This is a genomic window from Pseudomonas sp. 3A(2025), from assembly GCF_054589175.1.
This window is the reverse complement of the sequence record NZ_BAAILM010000039.1, coordinates 76,755-93,292: the sequence shown is the minus strand read 5'-3', so window position 1 is coordinate 93,292 and position 16,538 is coordinate 76,755. Positions and strand designations below refer to the sequence as shown.

At 61.6% G+C, this 16,538-nt stretch carries 14 protein-coding genes; 10 read left to right on the top strand and 4 right to left on the bottom strand.

Annotated elements, in window-relative coordinates; genetic code table 11:
- Positions 1-123: 123 nt before the first annotated feature.
- The 3 genes from ACYP2A_RS16070 to azu all read left to right on the top strand — a co-directional run bounded on the left by ACYP2A_RS16070 (position 124) and on the right by azu (position 4,373).
- The gene (locus tag ACYP2A_RS16070; protein WP_459746464.1) at positions 124-2,619 is read left to right on the top strand and encodes a circularly permuted type 2 ATP-grasp protein; all 2,496 of its coding nucleotides are present in this window, start codon (positions 124-126) and stop codon (positions 2,617-2,619) included.
- Complete coding sequence (locus tag ACYP2A_RS16065) at positions 2,619-3,512, top strand: transglutaminase family protein (protein WP_459746463.1); 894 nt, start codon at positions 2,619-2,621, stop codon at positions 3,510-3,512. Before ACYP2A_RS16070 ends, ACYP2A_RS16065 begins: the two co-directional genes overlap by 1 nt.
- 414 nt (positions 3,513-3,926) lie before the next feature.
- Positions 3,927-4,373, top strand: a complete 447-nt coding sequence (gene azu, locus ACYP2A_RS16060) for an azurin (RefSeq protein ID WP_459746462.1) — start codon at positions 3,927-3,929, stop codon at positions 4,371-4,373.
- Between the two features lie 9 nt (positions 4,374-4,382).
- On the opposite strand, the gene nadE is transcribed toward azu, so the two are convergent.
- Positions 4,383-5,210, bottom strand: coding sequence for an ammonia-dependent NAD(+) synthetase (nadE, locus tag ACYP2A_RS16055; protein WP_459746461.1), 828 nt, complete (start codon positions 5,208-5,210; stop codon positions 4,383-4,385).
- A 25-nt stretch (positions 5,211-5,235) separates the two neighbouring features.
- A complete protein-coding gene (gene pncB / locus ACYP2A_RS16050; RefSeq protein ID WP_459746460.1) occupies positions 5,236-6,447 on the bottom strand; it encodes a nicotinate phosphoribosyltransferase in 1,212 nt (403 codons plus the stop codon).
- 249 nt (positions 6,448-6,696) lie between these two features.
- Here pncB and ACYP2A_RS16045 point away from each other — a divergent pair, with 249 nt between their 5' ends.
- The 7 genes from ACYP2A_RS16045 to ACYP2A_RS16015 all read left to right on the top strand — a co-directional run bounded on the left by ACYP2A_RS16045 (position 6,697) and on the right by ACYP2A_RS16015 (position 14,716).
- A complete protein-coding gene (locus tag ACYP2A_RS16045) occupies positions 6,697-7,698 on the top strand; it encodes a hypothetical protein (RefSeq protein WP_459746459.1) in 1,002 nt (333 codons plus the stop codon).
- 464 nt (positions 7,699-8,162) lie between these two features.
- Positions 8,163-9,299 (top strand): branched-chain amino acid ABC transporter substrate-binding protein, encoded by a 1,137-nt coding sequence (locus tag ACYP2A_RS16040; RefSeq protein WP_459746458.1) that lies wholly within the window; start codon positions 8,163-8,165, stop codon positions 9,297-9,299.
- 125 nt (positions 9,300-9,424) lie between these two features.
- Positions 9,425-10,339, top strand: coding sequence for an ABC transporter permease subunit (locus ACYP2A_RS16035; RefSeq protein WP_459746456.1), 915 nt, complete (start codon positions 9,425-9,427; stop codon positions 10,337-10,339).
- A 2-nt stretch (positions 10,340-10,341) separates the two neighbouring features.
- The gene (gene livM / locus ACYP2A_RS16030; RefSeq protein ID WP_459746454.1) at positions 10,342-11,640 is read left to right on the top strand and encodes a high-affinity branched-chain amino acid ABC transporter permease LivM; all 1,299 of its coding nucleotides are present in this window, start codon (positions 10,342-10,344) and stop codon (positions 11,638-11,640) included.
- On the top strand, positions 11,637-12,512 hold the full coding sequence (locus tag ACYP2A_RS16025; RefSeq protein WP_459746453.1) for an ABC transporter ATP-binding protein: 876 nt from the start codon (positions 11,637-11,639) through the stop codon (positions 12,510-12,512). The genes livM and ACYP2A_RS16025 overlap by 4 nt, the downstream gene beginning before the upstream one ends.
- A complete protein-coding gene (locus tag ACYP2A_RS16020; RefSeq protein WP_459746451.1) occupies positions 12,509-13,225 on the top strand; it encodes an ABC transporter ATP-binding protein in 717 nt (238 codons plus the stop codon). Before ACYP2A_RS16025 ends, ACYP2A_RS16020 begins: the two co-directional genes overlap by 4 nt.
- Positions 13,226-13,951: 726 nt before the next feature.
- Positions 13,952-14,716, top strand: a complete 765-nt coding sequence (locus ACYP2A_RS16015; RefSeq protein ID WP_459746449.1) for an SDR family oxidoreductase — start codon at positions 13,952-13,954, stop codon at positions 14,714-14,716.
- Between the two features lie 13 nt (positions 14,717-14,729).
- On the opposite strand, the gene ACYP2A_RS16010 is transcribed toward ACYP2A_RS16015, so the two are convergent.
- Both ACYP2A_RS16010 and ACYP2A_RS16005 read right to left on the bottom strand, forming a co-directional pair.
- Positions 14,730-15,869, bottom strand: coding sequence for an AGE family epimerase/isomerase (locus ACYP2A_RS16010; protein WP_459746448.1), 1,140 nt, complete (start codon positions 15,867-15,869; stop codon positions 14,730-14,732).
- A 74-nt stretch (positions 15,870-15,943) separates the two neighbouring features.
- Positions 15,944-16,516 carry a HupE/UreJ family protein gene (locus ACYP2A_RS16005; protein ID WP_459746447.1) on the bottom strand — a complete coding sequence of 191 codons (573 nt, stop codon included), beginning with the start codon at positions 16,514-16,516 and terminating at the stop codon, positions 15,944-15,946.
- Positions 16,517-16,538: the final 22 nt, after the last annotated feature.

The following is a 16,538-nucleotide window of genomic DNA, read 5'->3' as shown; positions in this document are numbered from 1 at the left end:
GCGACTGGCGGCCCGCCGCCTTGCACCCCATGCAAGGCGGCGGGCCGTTGCATATCGGTAGCACCGTAAATGAAATCCGTGCGAGTTAACCTGTCGTCCTCTTTGCAATCTGCCGAGCTTTGCATGCCTGATCTGCTTGACCGTTACCCCTTTTCGTCGGGGACCTACCACGAGATGCTCGACGCCCCAGGCACGCTGCGCGCGCACTGGCGGCGCTTGCACGCCCATCTGCAACGCAGCAGTTCGACGCAGTTGGTGCAGCGTCAGGCGCTGTTGACCCGGCAGATTCAGGAAAACGGCGTCACCTACAACGTCTATGCCGACCCCAAGGGCGCCGACCGGCCCTGGGAGCTGGACCTGCTGCCGCACGTGATTGCCGCAGACGAATGGCAACAGATCGAAGCCGGCATCGCCCAGCGCGCGCGCCTGCTCAATGCCGTGCTGGCTGATCTTTATGGCCCGCAAACCCTGATCGCCGAAGGCTTGCTGCCGGCCGAACTGGTGTTCGGTCATGACAACTTCCTGTGGCCGTGTCAGGGCGTGAAACCGCCGGAAGGCACTTTTTTGCACATGTACGCGGTGGATCTGGCGCGCACCCCGGACGGTCGCTGGTGGGTGACCGCCGACCGCACCCAGGCACCCTCGGGGGCCGGTTACGCGCTGGAAAACCGCCAGAGCGTCGCCCGCGCCCTGCCGGAAATCTACCGCGACCTCAAGGTCCGCCACCTGGCGGGCTTCTTCGACACCTTGCAACAGACCTTGGCTCGCCAGGCGCCAGCGGGTGATGAAGCGCCGCTGGTGGTGCTGCTGACGCCGGGGCGATTCAACGAAAGCTATTTCGAACACTTGTACCTGGCTCGCCACCTCGGTTATCCGCTGGTTGAAGGCGGCGACCTGACGGTGCGTGACGCCCGGGTTTATCTCAAGACCCTGAGCGGGTTGCGCCGGGTCCACGCGATCATGCGCCGGCTCGACGACGACTTCTGCGACCCGCTGGAGCTGCGCACCGACTCGGCGCTCGGCGTTCCGGGGCTGCTTGAGGCGGTGCGCCAGGGCCATGTGCTGGTCGCCAATGCCTTGGGCAGCGGCGTGCTGGAGTCGCCGGGGCTGTTGGGCTTCTTGCCCAAAATCTGTGAGTACCTGTTCGGCGAGACGCTGCTGCTGCCGTCGATTGCGACCTGGTGGTGCGGTGAGCCGCCGGTGCTGGAGCAGGCGCTGGAGAAGCTGCCCGACCTGCTGTTCAAGCCGGCGTTTCCATCGCAGCGCTTTGTCCCGGTGTTCGGCCGTGACCTCGATGACGAACAGCGTGAAGCGCTGGCGCGGCGTATTCAGGCACGCCCCTATGCTTATGTGGCCCAGGAACTGGCGCAGTTGTCCCAGGCGCCGGTCTTGCAGAGCGATGGCGCCGGCTTGCAGGCACGAGCGATCGGTATGCGTTTGTATGCCGTGGCCAGCGACGACGGTTACCGGGTGTTGCCCGGCGGCCTGACCCGGGTGGCGGCGCAGGCCAACGCCGACGTGGTCTCGATGCAGCGCGGCGGGGCCAGCAAGGACACCTGGGTACTGGGCGAACGTGCCCAGCCCAGCGAACCCTGGAAAGGCCGGCGCAGCATCGGCGTGCACGACCTGATTCGCCGTGACCCTTACCTGCCGTCGCGGGTGGTGGAAAACCTGTTCTGGTTCGGTCGTTACAGCGAGCGTTGCGACGACAGCGCCCGGTTGTTGCGCATCATGCTGGCGCGCTATATCGACGGCGACGACCCGCTGGCTTTGCAGGCAGCGGTCGAACTGGCCGAACGCCTGGGCCTGCTGCCCGAGGCCGAAGAGGACGAGACACTGGAGCAGCGCCTGCTGACCGCCGTGCTGGGCGAGGACTGGGTGTTCAGCCTGCGCGCCAGCCTGCAGCGTTTGCAGTGGGCGGCCTCGCAAGTGCGCGGCAAGCTGTCCCGGGAAAACTGGCAGGCGCTGGTCGAGCTGCAACGCGAGGCGCAGAGCCTGGAAACCGAAGAGCCGGATTTCGGCGAACTGCTGGATTTTCTCAACCGTCTGGTGATGTCGCTGGCGGCGTTGTCGGGGTTTGCCCTGGACGACATGACCCGCGACGAGGGCTGGAGCTTTCTGATGATCGGCCGGCGCATCGAGCGCCTGCGCTTTCTCAGCAACACCCTGGCGGCGTTCTTGCGCGGCGCGGCGGTCAAGGACCAGCCGGCGCTGGAATGGCTGCTGGAGCTGGGCAACAGCAGCATCACCTATCGTTCGCGCTACATGGCGGTGCCGCAATTGATTCCGGTGCTCGACCTGTTGCTGCTCGACGAACAGAACCCGCATGCCGTGCTGTTCCAGCTCAAGCAAGTGTCGCGTTCGTTGCGGCGCCTTAACGAGACGTTCGATTCGCCGCGTGACAATACCCTGGCTGTATTGGCCCGGCGGCTGGCGAGTGTCGACCTGGGTAACCTGGAAAACCCGTTGTTCGGCGACAGCGGCGTAGAGTCGGCGTTGCAGGCGCTGGCCGATCTGCTGCAAGCGGTGGGCGATGCCAGCGGTCTGGTGTCCGATCGCCTGGCGCTGCGCCACTTTGCCCATGTCGATGATGTCAGCCAGCGTACGGTGTCCGTCTGATGAGTGCTCATTACCAGATTTTTCACGATACCCACTACCACTACGACAGCCCGGTGTCCCTGGCTCAGCAACTGGCGCACCTGTGGCCGCGCAACAGTCCGTGGCAGCGCTGCATCGAGCAGCAACTGGACATCAGCCCGGTGCCGACCATGCGCCGCGACGAGCTGGATGTGTTTGGCAACCCGGTAACCCGCCTGGCCTTCGAGCGCCCACACGATGAATTGCAGATCAATGCGCAACTGCGCGTCGAAGTGCTGGAGCGTCCGCAGCTGGACTTCGAGTGCTCTGCGGCCTGGGAACTGACGCGCAACGCGCTGACCTACAGTGCCCTGCCCATGGAGGCGAACGTGCTGGATGCTTCGCGGTATCGCTTCCAGTCGCCTTATATTCACCTCAAGCGTGCGTTCGCCGATTTCTCCGACGATTGCTTCGTACCGGGGCGCCCGGTATTGCTTGGCGCGCAGGCCTTGATGGAAAAGATCTTCAAGGAATTCACCTTCGACGCCGAAGCCACTCAGGTGGCAACGCCGCTGGTCGAAGTGCTGGAGCGCCGCCGCGGCGTTTGCCAGGATTTTGCGCACCTGATGCTCGCCTGCCTGCGTTCGCGTGGGCTGGCGGCGCGCTATATCAGCGGCTACCTGCTGACCCAGCCGCCACCCGGCCAGCCACGGCTGATCGGCGCCGACGCCTCGCACGCCTGGGTATCGGTGTTCTGTCCGACGCTGGGCTGGGTCGACTTCGATCCGACCAACAATATCCAGCCGGCCCTGGAGCACATCACCCTGGCCTGGGGCCGCGACTTCTCCGATGTCTCGCCACTGCGCGGGGTGATTCTGGGCGGCGGCAGCCACGATCCCGAGGTCAGCGTCACCGTGATGCCGATCGAGTTTTGACACGGTATCGGTGGTACTGGCCGTCGTAGGAGCGGCTTCAGCCGCGAATATGCGTCGTCTGCTTCCCGGCTAAAGCCGGTCCGAGCTAATACCGACCAGTTAAGCCGGTTTTCACCCATTTTCCGTCTGGCACCGACCTGATAGGAGCGCACTCGGTCGCCGTGGTCTGGCATTCCGGCAGATCGGGACGCCGACCGGCCCCTCCTACGATCCAATGTTTGCTGTGCGACAGCGCGGCGCCGTGGCGGCGGGTGGGTTCCTACAGGTCCGCGTCGTGGCTTAACTGATCGGCATTGGTCCTACGAGCTAAAGCGGATCGCCGGCCGGTGAGTCATGTTGGCGCAGGTTCTTGGAACCGGGGGCCGGATCAGGCAGTCTGCAAGCCATACCGAATACCCTTCCAAGGAGATGTAGATGATTGGCAAACTTTTGGCGGCGTCTGTGCTGACGCTCGCCAGCGGTCAGTTGCTGGCCGCCGAGTGCAAGGCGACGGTCGAGTCGAACGACATGATGCAGTTCACTACCCAGAGCGTCGAAATCGACAAGAGCTGCAAGGCCTTCACCGTCGAGCTCAAGCACATCGGCTCATTGCCAAGAAACGTCATGGGTCACAACTGGGTGCTGAGCAAGACCGATGACGTGCAAGGCGTTGCTACCGATGGCATGAGCGCCAGCATCGACAAGGATCACATCAAGGAAGGCGATACACGTGTCATCGCCCACACCAAACTGATCGGCGGCGGCGAAAGCGACTCGGTCACTTTCGACGCCACTCAGCTTGATCCGGCGCAAAAATACACCTTCTTCTGCACCTTCCCGGGCCACGTCGCGATGATGCGCGGCGACGTGATCCTCAAATAACACCGGTCATTACGGTGCGTAAGGCAGCTCACGCTTGTGCTGGGTCTTGGCGTAGGTCTCGCTGATGATCCGGAAGGCTTCTTCGCGCACCGGCTCGCCATGCAGAAAGGCGTCGATCTCGGCGTAGGTCACACCATGCGAGGCTTCGTCCGGCTTGCCGGGGGCGAGGTCTTCCAGGTCGGCGGTAGGCACCTTTTCAACCAGAAATTCCGGCGCACCGAAGCTGCGTGCAATGGCGCGCACCTGGTTTTTCACCAGGCCACTGAGCGGCGCGATGTCGCAGGCGCCGTCGCCGAACTTGGTGAAGAAACCCATCACCGCTTCAGCCGCGTGGTCGGTACCGATCACCAGGCCCTGATAGGCGCCGGCGATGGTGTACTGCGCGACCATGCGCATCCGCGCCTTGGTATTGCCCACCACGAAATCAACCGCGCTGGCGTGTTGCTCGTCAAACGCCCGCACCTCGGCGGCCAGCGCCTTGACGCTCGGCCCGATATTCACCGTATGACGCTCATCCGGAGCAATGAAATCCACGGCCGCCGTGGCTTCGTGCTCGTCGTGCTGGACCTGATACGGCAGGCGCACTGCGACAAAGCGGTAGGCATTGTCGCCGCTGCTTTCACGCAGTTCGCGCACCGCGCGCTGGGCCAGCAGGCCTGCGGTCAGCGAGTCGACGCCGCCGCTGATGCCCAGTACCAGGGTTTTGAGGCGCGCATTGTGCAGTGACTGCTTGATGAACTCGACCCGGCGGGTCACTTCGGCCTGCAGGGCCGCCTGATCGGCAAACGGCGGCTGGACCTTGAGCTGTTCGGCGATCTGGCGTTGTAGGGCTTGCATGGAACGCTCCTTGTGGAAAAAAGATTTACTGGCCGGGCTCTGCCGGTACCTTGAACACATGCCGCAGGTAGGCGACGAAGTTGGGGTCCTTGCACTGGGCCTTGCCCGGCTCATCGGAAATCTTCGCCACCGGCTGGCCGGCGCACGCGGTCATCTTCAGCACCATGTTCATCGGCGCGACGCCTGGAATGTCGGCGGTCAGGTTGGTGCCGATACCGAAGCTGACGTTGATGCGCCCGCGCAGGGCACGGAAGATTTCCAGCGCCCGTGGCAGCGTCAGGCCGTCGGAGAACACCAGCGTCTTGCTCATCGGGTCGATGCCCAGCTTGTGGTAGTGAGCGATGCATTTTTCGGCCCACTTCACCGGGTCGCCCGAGTCATGCCGCAAGCCGTCGAACAGCTTGGCAAAGTACAGGTCGAAATCGCTCAGGAAGGCATCGGTGGTGATGCAGTCGGTCAGCGCGATACCCAGTAAACCCCGGTACTCACGCACCCAGCAATCGAGCGCGGCGCTCTGGCTGTCGATCAGCCGCGGCCCAAGTTGCTGATGCGCCATGATCCACTCATGGGCCATGGTACCCAGCGGCTTGATGTCCATCTTTTGCGCGAGATGCACATTGCTGGTGCCGACGAACTGGCCGGGGAAGTCACGCTTGAGCACATCGACCACGGTTTCCTGCACCGCATAAGAGAAGCGCCGGCGCGTGCCGAAGTCGGCCACTTTCAGTTCGGCCAGTTCATCGGGCGCGGCATTGGCGCTCAGCCAGTCGAACTTGGCATGCAACTGGTCGCGAGCCTGATCGAGCAGGATGTGCGGATGCCGCTGGCGATTGCGCACCTCGCTGACGATGGCCAGCAGCGGCACCTCGAACAGAATCACATGCAGCCACGGACCGTGCAGGCGAATGCGCAGCTCGTCGTTCTCGATGCTGGCTTTGACGTAACGGGTATTGAAGCGAAACAGCCCGAGAAAACGCAGAAAATCAGGCTTCAGAAAGCTGATGCCCTCCAGAAACCCCAACTGCTCATCGCCCAGTGACAGCTCGCACAACCGCTCGATCTGTTGCTGGATCTGCGGCAGGTAAGGGCGCAGGTCCTCGCCATTGCGGCAGCGAAACTCCCACTCCACATCCACGTTGGGGTAGTTGTGCAGCACCGCCTGCATCATGGTGAGTTTGTAGAAATCGGTGTCGATCAGGTTCTGCACGATGCGTTCTGAGAAAGCGCTCTCGCTCATCAAGTGACTCCGGCAGGGCTGCGCGCACGGCGCAGCCTGGACAAGAAATAGGTCCGGCAGCGCGAAGCTCAAGGGTCAGCCGCCTGATCGATGCGCGTACCGAGAGCGACATGATGCCAGCGGTGGACGGGTGAGGGGGATTTAAAAAGGTTTTTCGGTGGATTCTGAATGTGCTGCCTGTAAGGTGGCAGCGCTTGACACAGGAAGAATGATTGATTGCCCAGGCTGCCGGGCACTACAGGAGAGTGTGTGAGAAAAACCGCTTTATGCGTTATCGCCAGCCTTTTGATTCTGACGGGCTGCGACTCGATATTTCCATGGGAAAAACTCGCGACGCTGGAATTTGGCCGCTCTTATCTGGATCGACTGCCTGCCGATGCAGGCGTGCCGAAGCGCCGCTATGTCGGGCAGTTGCAAGCGGGCCTGTGGAAGCTAGGAATAAAACCTGACGATCTGGACATCGTCGTGGACAGCGATGACCGGGCCACGTTACATGTACACGTCAGAAAAGCCGCGCTTACGCCCGAGACGCGAGCCATTATCAAGGCCTACCTGATTGGTATTCTGCAGGCCCGTGATCAGGTCAACTTCGAGATGACGCTGACAGTGACGCCCAGGTTTGAGGCGGCCAAGCGTATTGATTTCGCAGCGCTGAGACGTTCTATCAGTGTCTCGGCCATCAAGTTTACCCACGACTGGCTGCGCATCGAGGCAGGGCCACAGGCAGGTATCGAAACGACCGGAATCAACTGGCGACGTGCGTCGGAGCAAAGGCAGTCACTGTGTTATATCGGCGCGTTCCTGCAAATACCGGTTCCTGATCGCTACGAGAGCATTGCGCCATTGCCGGGAAGTCGCTTCACGGACGAAAAAGGGCTTGAGATGCACCTCACCACCCGGCCCGATACTCAGGAAGCGCCACAGATTGCTTTGAATGCACGCCTGAAACTCAAGGATGCAAGTCTTGCCCGGTTGCTGGATGAGCGGGGCGTGGAGGTACGGCTCAACATGGCCCCATCCAAGCGATCGCTCACCTACAGAGACGGTACGCCGGTGCTCAGGATGATCGACAGTGCAGGCTTTGTTTTCGGTCATGTTGACGAGCCTGTAGCGGGTGCCCAGCCCCTCACACAATGGCAGCCCTACCTTGAGTGCGAAAAAAGGATTGCGGATCTTGGCCGTCCTTTCTCCTTTTATGCGGGCGATACGATTGATCGGCTCAAATACGCCACCTTTTGGGATGAGCCTTGAGCGTGAGCACGATGGAACGTCATTCATGCCCAAACGGAATGACGTCCCGCCCAAACCTCGTTTGCCCCGCGCCTCATGCCCGGTTATCAATATCCACTGGATCAACCGTGCATCCGGGCAGCAAATTCCGGCGTTACGGCCACAATCCACTAATCTCAAAATGGTGCGTCCCGTAGCGCACTCGCACCGTCGGTGTGCACTTCGGTGACAGATCCGGTTACCGTCTGGTTGCCCATCTCTGGAGGGGTGGGTTGCTGCTTTTTGCTTGTCTTGGTTGTACTGTTTTTCTTTTGGGTTGCAACTGCTTGAATTAGAGGGTTGCACCTCCTTGTGTTGCTGGCCCGCCGATGACCGAATGTCATCCCGGCGTTGAGTTTTGAAAAAATAAAAAATGATGGCACGGCGCTTGCTCAAAGCAATTTCGTAGTCGCAGTGCTAACTAAAAAAACCCAGGAGCACCACTCATGTCGCAGACGTTCTACCGGAAAGGCTTTCTTGCAATCGCAGTGGCAACGGCATTGGGCGTGTCGTCTTTTGCGCAAGCGGACGTGAAGATCGGTGTAGCCGGTCCGATGACCGGCGCCAATGCTTCGTTTGGCGAACAGTATATGAGGGGCGCACAGGCCGCTGCCGATGCCATCAACAAGGCGGGCGGCGTCAATGGCGAGAAGATCGTGCTGGTGCCAGGCGACGATGCCTGCGAACCCAAGCAGGCCGTGGCCGTGGCCAACCGCCTGGTTGACCAGGACAAGGTGATCGGTGTGGTCGGGCACTTCTGCTCTTCGTCGACCATCCCGGCTTCAGAGGTCTACAGCGACGCCGGTGTGATCGCCATCACCCCAGGCTCGACCAACCCGACCGTGACCGAGCGCGGCCTGAAAGAAGTGTTCCGCATGTGCGGTCGCGACGACCAGCAAGGCATCGTGGCGGGCGACTACATCGTCGATGTGCTCAAAGGCAAGAAAATCGCCGTCATCCACGACAAGGACACCTACGGCCAGGGCCTGGCCGACGCGACCCGCAAGCAACTGGCCGCGCGTGGCGTGAAAGAAGTGTTGTACGAAGGCCTGACCCGTGGCGAGAAAGACTTCAGTGCCCTGGTCACCAAGATCCGCTCCACCGGTGCCGACGTCGTCTACTTCGGTGGCCTGCACCCGGAAGCCGGCCCTCTGGTTCGCCAGTTGCGCGAGCAGGGCCTCAAGGACGTGAAGTTCATGTCCGACGACGGCATCGTCACCGACGAACTGGTCACCACCGCTGGCGGCGCGCAATACGTCGATGGCGTGTACATGACCTTCGGCGCCGACCCGCGTCTGCTGCCAGACAGCAAGGCGGTGGTCGACGAGTTCCGCAAGTCCGGTTACGAGCCTGAAGGCTACACCCTCTACGCTTACGCTTCGTTGCAGGCCCTGGCCGCCGGTTTCAACGGTGCCAAGTCGAACAAGGGCGATGCGGCCGCTGCATGGCTCAAGGCCAACCCGGTCAAGACCGTCATGGGCGAGAAGACCTGGGACGCCAAGGGCGACCTGAAGGTCTCCGACTACGTCGTCTACCAGTGGGACGCTACAGGCAAGTACAAGCAACTCGAAAAACAGAAGTAATCCCGATACGGGTGCCACAGCCGTGGCCCCGGATTTCTTCCGAGCCTGACTACCTGTTCGCCGCCTCCATCAAGGGGAGCGGCGGGCAGGACCCTGAGCGGCCTTCAAGTGTGTGAGCGTGCGTGATGGACGGTATTTTTCTGCAACAAATGGTCAACGGCCTGACCCTCGGGTCGGTCTACGGCCTGATCGCCATCGGCTACACGATGGTCTACGGCATTATCGGCATGATCAACTTCGCCCACGGCGACGTGTACATGATTTCCGCCTACCTGACCGCTATCGGTCTGGCGGTCCTGTCGTTCTTCGGCATGGAGTCGTTCCCTTTCCTGATTCTGGGCACGCTGGCATTCACCATCGTGGTCACCGCCGTCTACGGCTTCGTGATTGAGCGGGTGGCCTACAAGCCGCTGCGCAACTCGACCCGCCTGGCGCCGCTGATCAGCGCCATCGGCATTTCCCTGATCCTGCAAAACTACGCGCAGATCAGCCAGGGTGCACGCCAGCAAGGCGTCCCGACGCTGCTCGAAGGCGCCTGGCGCTTCGAGATCGGCAGCGGTTTCGTGCAGATCACCTACACCAAGATCTTCATCCTGATCGCCGCCTTCGCCGGCATGGCGATCCTGACCTACATCATCAAGTGCACCAAGCTGGGCCGCATGTGCCGCGCCACACAGCAGGACCGCAAGATGGCGTCGATCCTGGGCATCAACACCGACCGGGTGATTTCCTACGTGTTCATCATCGGTGCCGCCATGGCGGCGCTGGCCGGTGTGCTGATCACCATGAACTACGGCACCTTCGACTTCTACGCAGGCTTCGTGATCGGCATCAAGGCGTTCACCGCTGCAGTGCTGGGCGGTATCGGGTCGTTGCCGGGTGCGATGCTTGGTGGCCTGATTCTGGGCGTTGCCGAGGCGCAGTTCTCCGGCCTGATCAACTCCGACTACAAAGACGTGTTCAGCTTCGGCCTGCTGGTGCTGATTCTGATCTTCCGTCCTCAGGGCCTGTTGGGTCGCCCACTCGTGGCTAAGGTGTAAGCATGTCTGCTCCTATCAAACCAATCGATTACAAGAAAAGCCTGATCGATGCGGTGCTGGCCGGTTTGCTGGCGCTCATCGTCTTCGGTCCGGTCGTCGGCGTGGTGCTCGATGGCTACAGCTTCAACCTGCAACCGGGCCGCGTCGCGGCGCTGGTCGGGGTGGTCATGGTCGGCCGCCTGCTGTTGAGCCTGTTCCTGCAAACCCCGAAGGGCCTGCGTATTGCGGCGGGCATCGAGTCGGGCGGTTCAGGTGTGCATGTGCTCAAGCCCGATCACAAGTCGAGCCTGTACTGGATCATTCCGGCGCTGATCGTGATTGCCATCGTGTTCCCGATCTTTGCCAACAAGTACCTGCTGACCGTGGTCATTCTCGGGCTGATCTACGTGCTGCTGGGCCTGGGCCTGAACATCGTCGTCGGTCTGGCCGGCCTGCTCGACCTGGGCTATGTGGCGTTCTACGCCATCGGCGCCTATGGTCTGGCGCTGGGCTACCAGTACCTGGGCCTGGGCTTCTGGTCGGCCTTGCCGCTGGCGGCGATTGCGGCGGCACTGGCCGGGTGCATCCTCGGTTTTCCGGTGTTGCGCATGCACGGTGACTACCTGGCCATCGTGACCCTGGGCTTCGGTGAAATCATCCGTCTGGTGCTCAACAACTGGCTGTCGTTCACCGGCGGTCCGAACGGTGTACCGGTGCCGTCGCCAACCTTTTTCGGCCTGGAGTTCGGCCGCCGAGCCAAAGACGGCGGGATTCCGATCCACGAGTATTTCGGCTTCGAATACAACGGCGACCTGAAATTCCTGTTCATCTACACCGTGCTGTTCCTGGTGGTGCTGGCAGTACTGTTCATCAAGCATCGCCTGACCCGCATGCCGATCGGTCGTGCCTGGGAAGCGCTGCGCGAAGACGAGATTGCCTGCCGCTCGATGGGCCTGAACCACGTGCTGGTCAAGCTCTCGGCCTTCACCATCGGCGCTTCGACCGCAGGCCTGGCCGGGGTGTTCTTTGCCTCGTACCAGGGCTTCGTCAACCCGACCTCGTTCACCTTCTTCGAGTCGGCGCTGATCCTGGCCATCGTCGTGCTGGGCGGCATGGGCTCGACGGTGGGTGTGGTGATCGCAGCGTTCGTGCTGACCATTACCCCTGAGCTGCTGCGCAACTTCGCCGAATACCGCGTGCTGCTGTTCGGCATCCTGATGGTGGTGATGATGATCTGGCGGCCACGCGGCCTGATTCGTATCAGCCGTACCGGCGTCAAACCACGCAAAGGTGCCCTGGTTCAGGAAGGAGCTGCCCGATGAGCAATCAAATCGTTCTTTCGGTCGAGCACCTGATGATGCACTTCGGCGGTATCAAGGCGCTCAGCGATGTCAGCCTTGAGGTGCGCCGCAACTCGATTTTCGCCCTGATCGGCCCCAACGGCGCCGGCAAGACCACCGTGTTCAACTGCCTGACCGGCTTCTACAAGGCCACTGGCGGGCGCATCGAGCTGCACACCCGTGGCAAGACTACCAACGTGATCAAGCTGCTGGGCGAGTCGTTCCAGCCCACCGACTTCGTGTCGCCGGCCAGCTTCATCAGCCGCGTGTACTACAAGATGTTCGGCGGTACCCACCTGGTCAACCGCGCAGGCCTTGCCCGCACCTTCCAGAACATTCGCCTGTTCAAGGAAATGTCGGTGGTGGAAAACCTGCTGGTGGCCCAGCACATGTGGGTCAATCGCAGCCTGATCAGCGGCATCCTCAACACCCGTGGCTACCGCAAGGCCGAAGAAGACGCGCTGAACACTGCGTTCTACTGGCTTGAAGTGGTCGATCTTGTCGACTGCGCCAACCGTCTGGCCGGCGAGCTGTCCTACGGCCAGCAACGCCGCCTGGAAATCGCCCGCGCCATGTGCACACGTCCGCAGGTTATCTGCCTGGACGAGCCGGCGGCCGGCCTCAACCCGCAGGAAACCGAAGCCTTGAGCGGCATGATCCGCAAGCTGCGCGACGAGCACGACATGACCATCGTGCTGATCGAGCACGACATGGGCATGGTCATGGGCATTTCCGACGACATCGTGGTGCTCGATCATGGCAACGTGATTGCCAAGGGCGGACCGGAGCAGATACGTAACGATCCGAAAGTGATCGCCGCCTACCTGGGCGCGGATGAAGAGGAATTGGTATGAGCAACCCGATCCTCGAAATGAAGGATATCGATGTGTTCTACGGGCCGATCCAGGCCCTCAAGAAAGTCTCGCTGCACATCAACGAAGGCGAGACGGTCAGCCTGATCGGCTCCAACGGCGCGGGCAAGTCGACGCTGCTGATGTCGATCTTCGGCCAGCCGCGGGCGGCCGGCGGGCAGATCATCTATCAGGGCACCGACATCACCCAGAAGTCGTCGCACTACATCGCCTCCAATGGCATCGCCCAGTCGCCGGAAGGTCGCCGGGTGTTTCCCGACATGTCGGTGGAAGAAAACCTGCTGATGGGCACCATCCCGATTGGCGACAAGCACTGCGCCGAAGACATGCAGCGCATGTTCGAGCTGTTCCCGCGGCTCAAGGAGCGCCGTAACCAGCGTGCCATGACCATGTCGGGCGGTGAGCAACAGATGCTGGCGATTGCCCGTGCACTGATGAGCCGGCCCAAACTGTTGCTGCTCGACGAGCCGAGCCTGGGCCTGGCGCCGATCATCGTCAAACAGATCTTCTCGACCCTGCGCGAGCTGGCGGCTGGCGGCATGACCATCTTTCTGGTCGAGCAAAACGCCAACCATGCCTTGAAACTGTCCGACCGCGCCTACGTGATGGTCAACGGTGAAATTCGCCTGACAGGCAGTGGCCAGGAGCTGCTGAGCAACGAAGAGGTGCGTAACGCTTATCTGGGCGGGCATTAACGCTTTCGCAACTTGTCCACAGACGCCCCGGCCGGTTTTCCGCCCGGGGCTTTTTTCAAATTGTGGAAAACCTTTTTGCAAGTCGGCTACAGCGCGACATAAAACCGCTGTTCAGGCCTGTTTTGTCATACTTTCGACTTGTTCAGGATTACTGTGGAGCCGGCTGTTGATAACTTGGTGGTAGCTGGCTGTAGCCCTTTATATACAAGGCTTGCAGGCTTGCGATCAAAAAATGAACAGTGCTTTCCGGGTGGGGTTAAAGGCAGTTTGTCAACGCCTGAAAGGCTGTTTATTCATACAGTCTAAAAGTGTTGTCGACCTGTGGATAAGTCTGTGGGAAAGCCTTGGAAAGACCGCGCAATCCAGCGCTATCAGCGGCCTGCAGGACATTTTGCTTTTTTCTGTATGACCGAGATGTTACATAGCGCCCGCGCAAGTCAAGTGAAAAACCTGCCGTCCAGCGCTGCAGCCCCCGGAATGCGAGGCTTTCACCGATTAGCACTTGCCCCCAGAGACTGTGGGCCTGACTGTGGATAAGGTGAGCAAAACCTTCTGTAGCCCCCGTAGTGCCTGGCTTGCGCAGGATTGATCAAATTTTGCTCAAATACTCCGCCATTACACGCCTGTTTGCCCGTCGGACTTGATCCGGAGCCGCTGGCACGGGCATTCTGCCGCTCTTGTTACTTATCAACAGGCTGCGCGCACGCGCCCTTTCAGGAGAACGAAATGACTTCCACCGTATTCATTACCGGGGCCACTTCCGGATTTGGCGAAGCCTGTGCCCGCCGTTTCGCCGAGGCCGGCTGGTCGCTGGTACTCACTGGCCGTCGTAAAGAGCGCCTGGAAGCCCTGCAGGCCGAATTGTCGGCCAAGACCCGGGTGCTGACCCTGGAACTGGACGTGCGCGACCGTGCGGCCATCGAGAGCGCCATTGCGACCCTGCCTGAAGAGTTCGCCACCATTCGCGGGCTGATCAACAACGCAGGCCTGGCGCTGGGTATCGATCCGGCGCCCAAGTGCGATCTGGACGACTGGGAAACCATGATCGACACCAACATCAAGGGCCTGGTCTACACCACGCGCCTGCTGCTGCCGCGCCTGATCGGCCATGGCCGTGGCGCCAGCATCGTCAACCTGGGGTCGGTGGCAGGCAACTACCCGTATCCAGGCGGTAACGTCTATGGCGGCACCAAGGCCTTCGTGGGCCAGTTCTCGCTGAACCTGCGCAATGACCTGGTCGGTACGGGCGTACGGGTGACTAATCTTGAGCCGGGCCTGTGCGAAAGCGAATTCTCGCTGGTGCGCTTCAATGGCGACCAGGCCAAGTACGACGCCACCTACGCCGGCGCCGAACCGATCCAGCCGCAGGACATCGCCGACACGATCTTCTGGATCATGAACACCCCGGCTCACGTCAACATCAACAGCCTGGAACTGATGCCGGTGAGCCAGACCTGGGCCGGTTTTTCGATCGACCGTAACCGCGGTTGATCGCCTCCGTTCTTTACCGGTTCTGCAGGTAGTCGGCCAGGCCGATATAGCAGGTCGCCAGGTGATAAGGCGTGGTAGAGGGCATGTCGCTGCGGCTGACATGCCCTTTTTCATTCAGGCATTCATGCCAGCCCTTGGCATGTAGAAAGTCCTGCTGCAGGGTTTGCGCCTGACGCAACAGGTCGGTCTGGGCGCCCTCGCGCAGGGCCAGCGCGCGCAGGTATTCGGCCTGAGCCCAGATGCGCCGGGTACCGTCGATCACGCTACCATCCAGCTTGAGCATCCCGCTGACCCCGCCACTGTGCGCATCGACGCCCTGCACCTGTGCCTGGGCAAACGCTTTGTCGAGCGCACGGTGCAGGGGCTTGCCGTGCAGTTCGGGGGACGATTGCAGCAGGAAGAACCACTCGAACTGATGCCCCGGTTCGTACCAGTTATCCACAGCCCCGCGCGGTTTCTCCAGCATCAGGCCACTGGCCGGATCGATGAAGCGTTCATGCAAATGCTTGAGCAGGCCGTCCAGCAACCCGGCGGTCCCAGGGTCGGCGCGTACGTGCAGGGTGGCCAGAAAGGCTTCGGCCAGGTGCATCAACGGGTTCTGCAAAGGGCCGGTGCCCAGCGTCGACCAGTCTTCGGCCAGGCAGGCTTCGTACAAACCCTGTCCATCGGCAAAGCGTTCGCGCACTACATTCAGGGCCGCATTGAGCACCGACTCTGCCAAAGGCTCGCGGGTACGCTGCCAGTAATGCACACAGGCAAAAATGATAAAGGCGTGGGTGTACAGATCCTTGCGCCGGTCCAGCGGTGCGCCCTGGGCATCGATGCTGTAGAACCAGCCGCCGTGCTCGGCATCGTGAAAATGCCGTTGCAGCGAGCGAAACAGAGCATGCGCGCGCGATTCTGCTTCCTTGATATCAGGGTTGCCGATCAGGCTGGAGAACACAAACAACTGCCGTGCACAGGCCATGGCCCGATAGCGTTGCACCGGCAAAGGCTGATGATGGTTATCCACAGCCTCGTAGGGCAGGGCGAGGGCGGCGTTCCAGCCGGGGCCTTGCCACAAGGGCACGATGACGTGGAGAAAGTGCGCCTGTAGCGCGGCGAAAACCGCAGTCAGTTCAGGCTGGGGGGCGGAGCTGGGGGCGTGGGTCATCGGCTGGCGTCACGGCAGGATCGGGTGCGCGCAATGTTAACAGGCCGCGCACCCCCGTGGCCGCGAAAAAGCGATCAGCCCGCCAGCAACCACGCACCGGCCATCGCCGAAGCGGCACCGGCCACACGCACCAACGGTGCAGCGGCCTGCGGCAGATAACGCACCACGGCGTAGCCGGCGGCATGCAGGGCGGCGGTGGCGGCGACAAAACCTGCGGCATAGCTCCAGGCACTGCTCATTTCCGGCAGTTCAAGGCCATGCGCCACGCCATGGAACAAGGCGAAGATAGCCGTGGCAATCACTGCCAGTACCAAGGGCGGACGCACGGCCAGTGCCACCGCCAGGCCCAGTGCCAGCACCGAGGCGGCGATGCCGCTTTCCAGTGCCGGCAGTTGCAGCCCGGCAAAGCCCAACAGGCCGCCGACCAGCAAGGCGCCGACAAACGTCACCGGCAGCGCCCAGCGTGCGGCACCGCTCTGTTGCGCCGCCCACAGGCCGACAGCCAACATTGCCAGCAGGTGATCCAGGCCGCCCAGCGGGTGGCCGAGGCCGGCGATCAGGCCGTTGTCGCTGTGGCCTGGGTGAGCAAAGGCCAGGCCGGGCGCGATCAGCAAGGCCACAACGGCAAGGGTTTTCGAGACGTTCATGCGTGGGTTCTCCTTGGGCAAT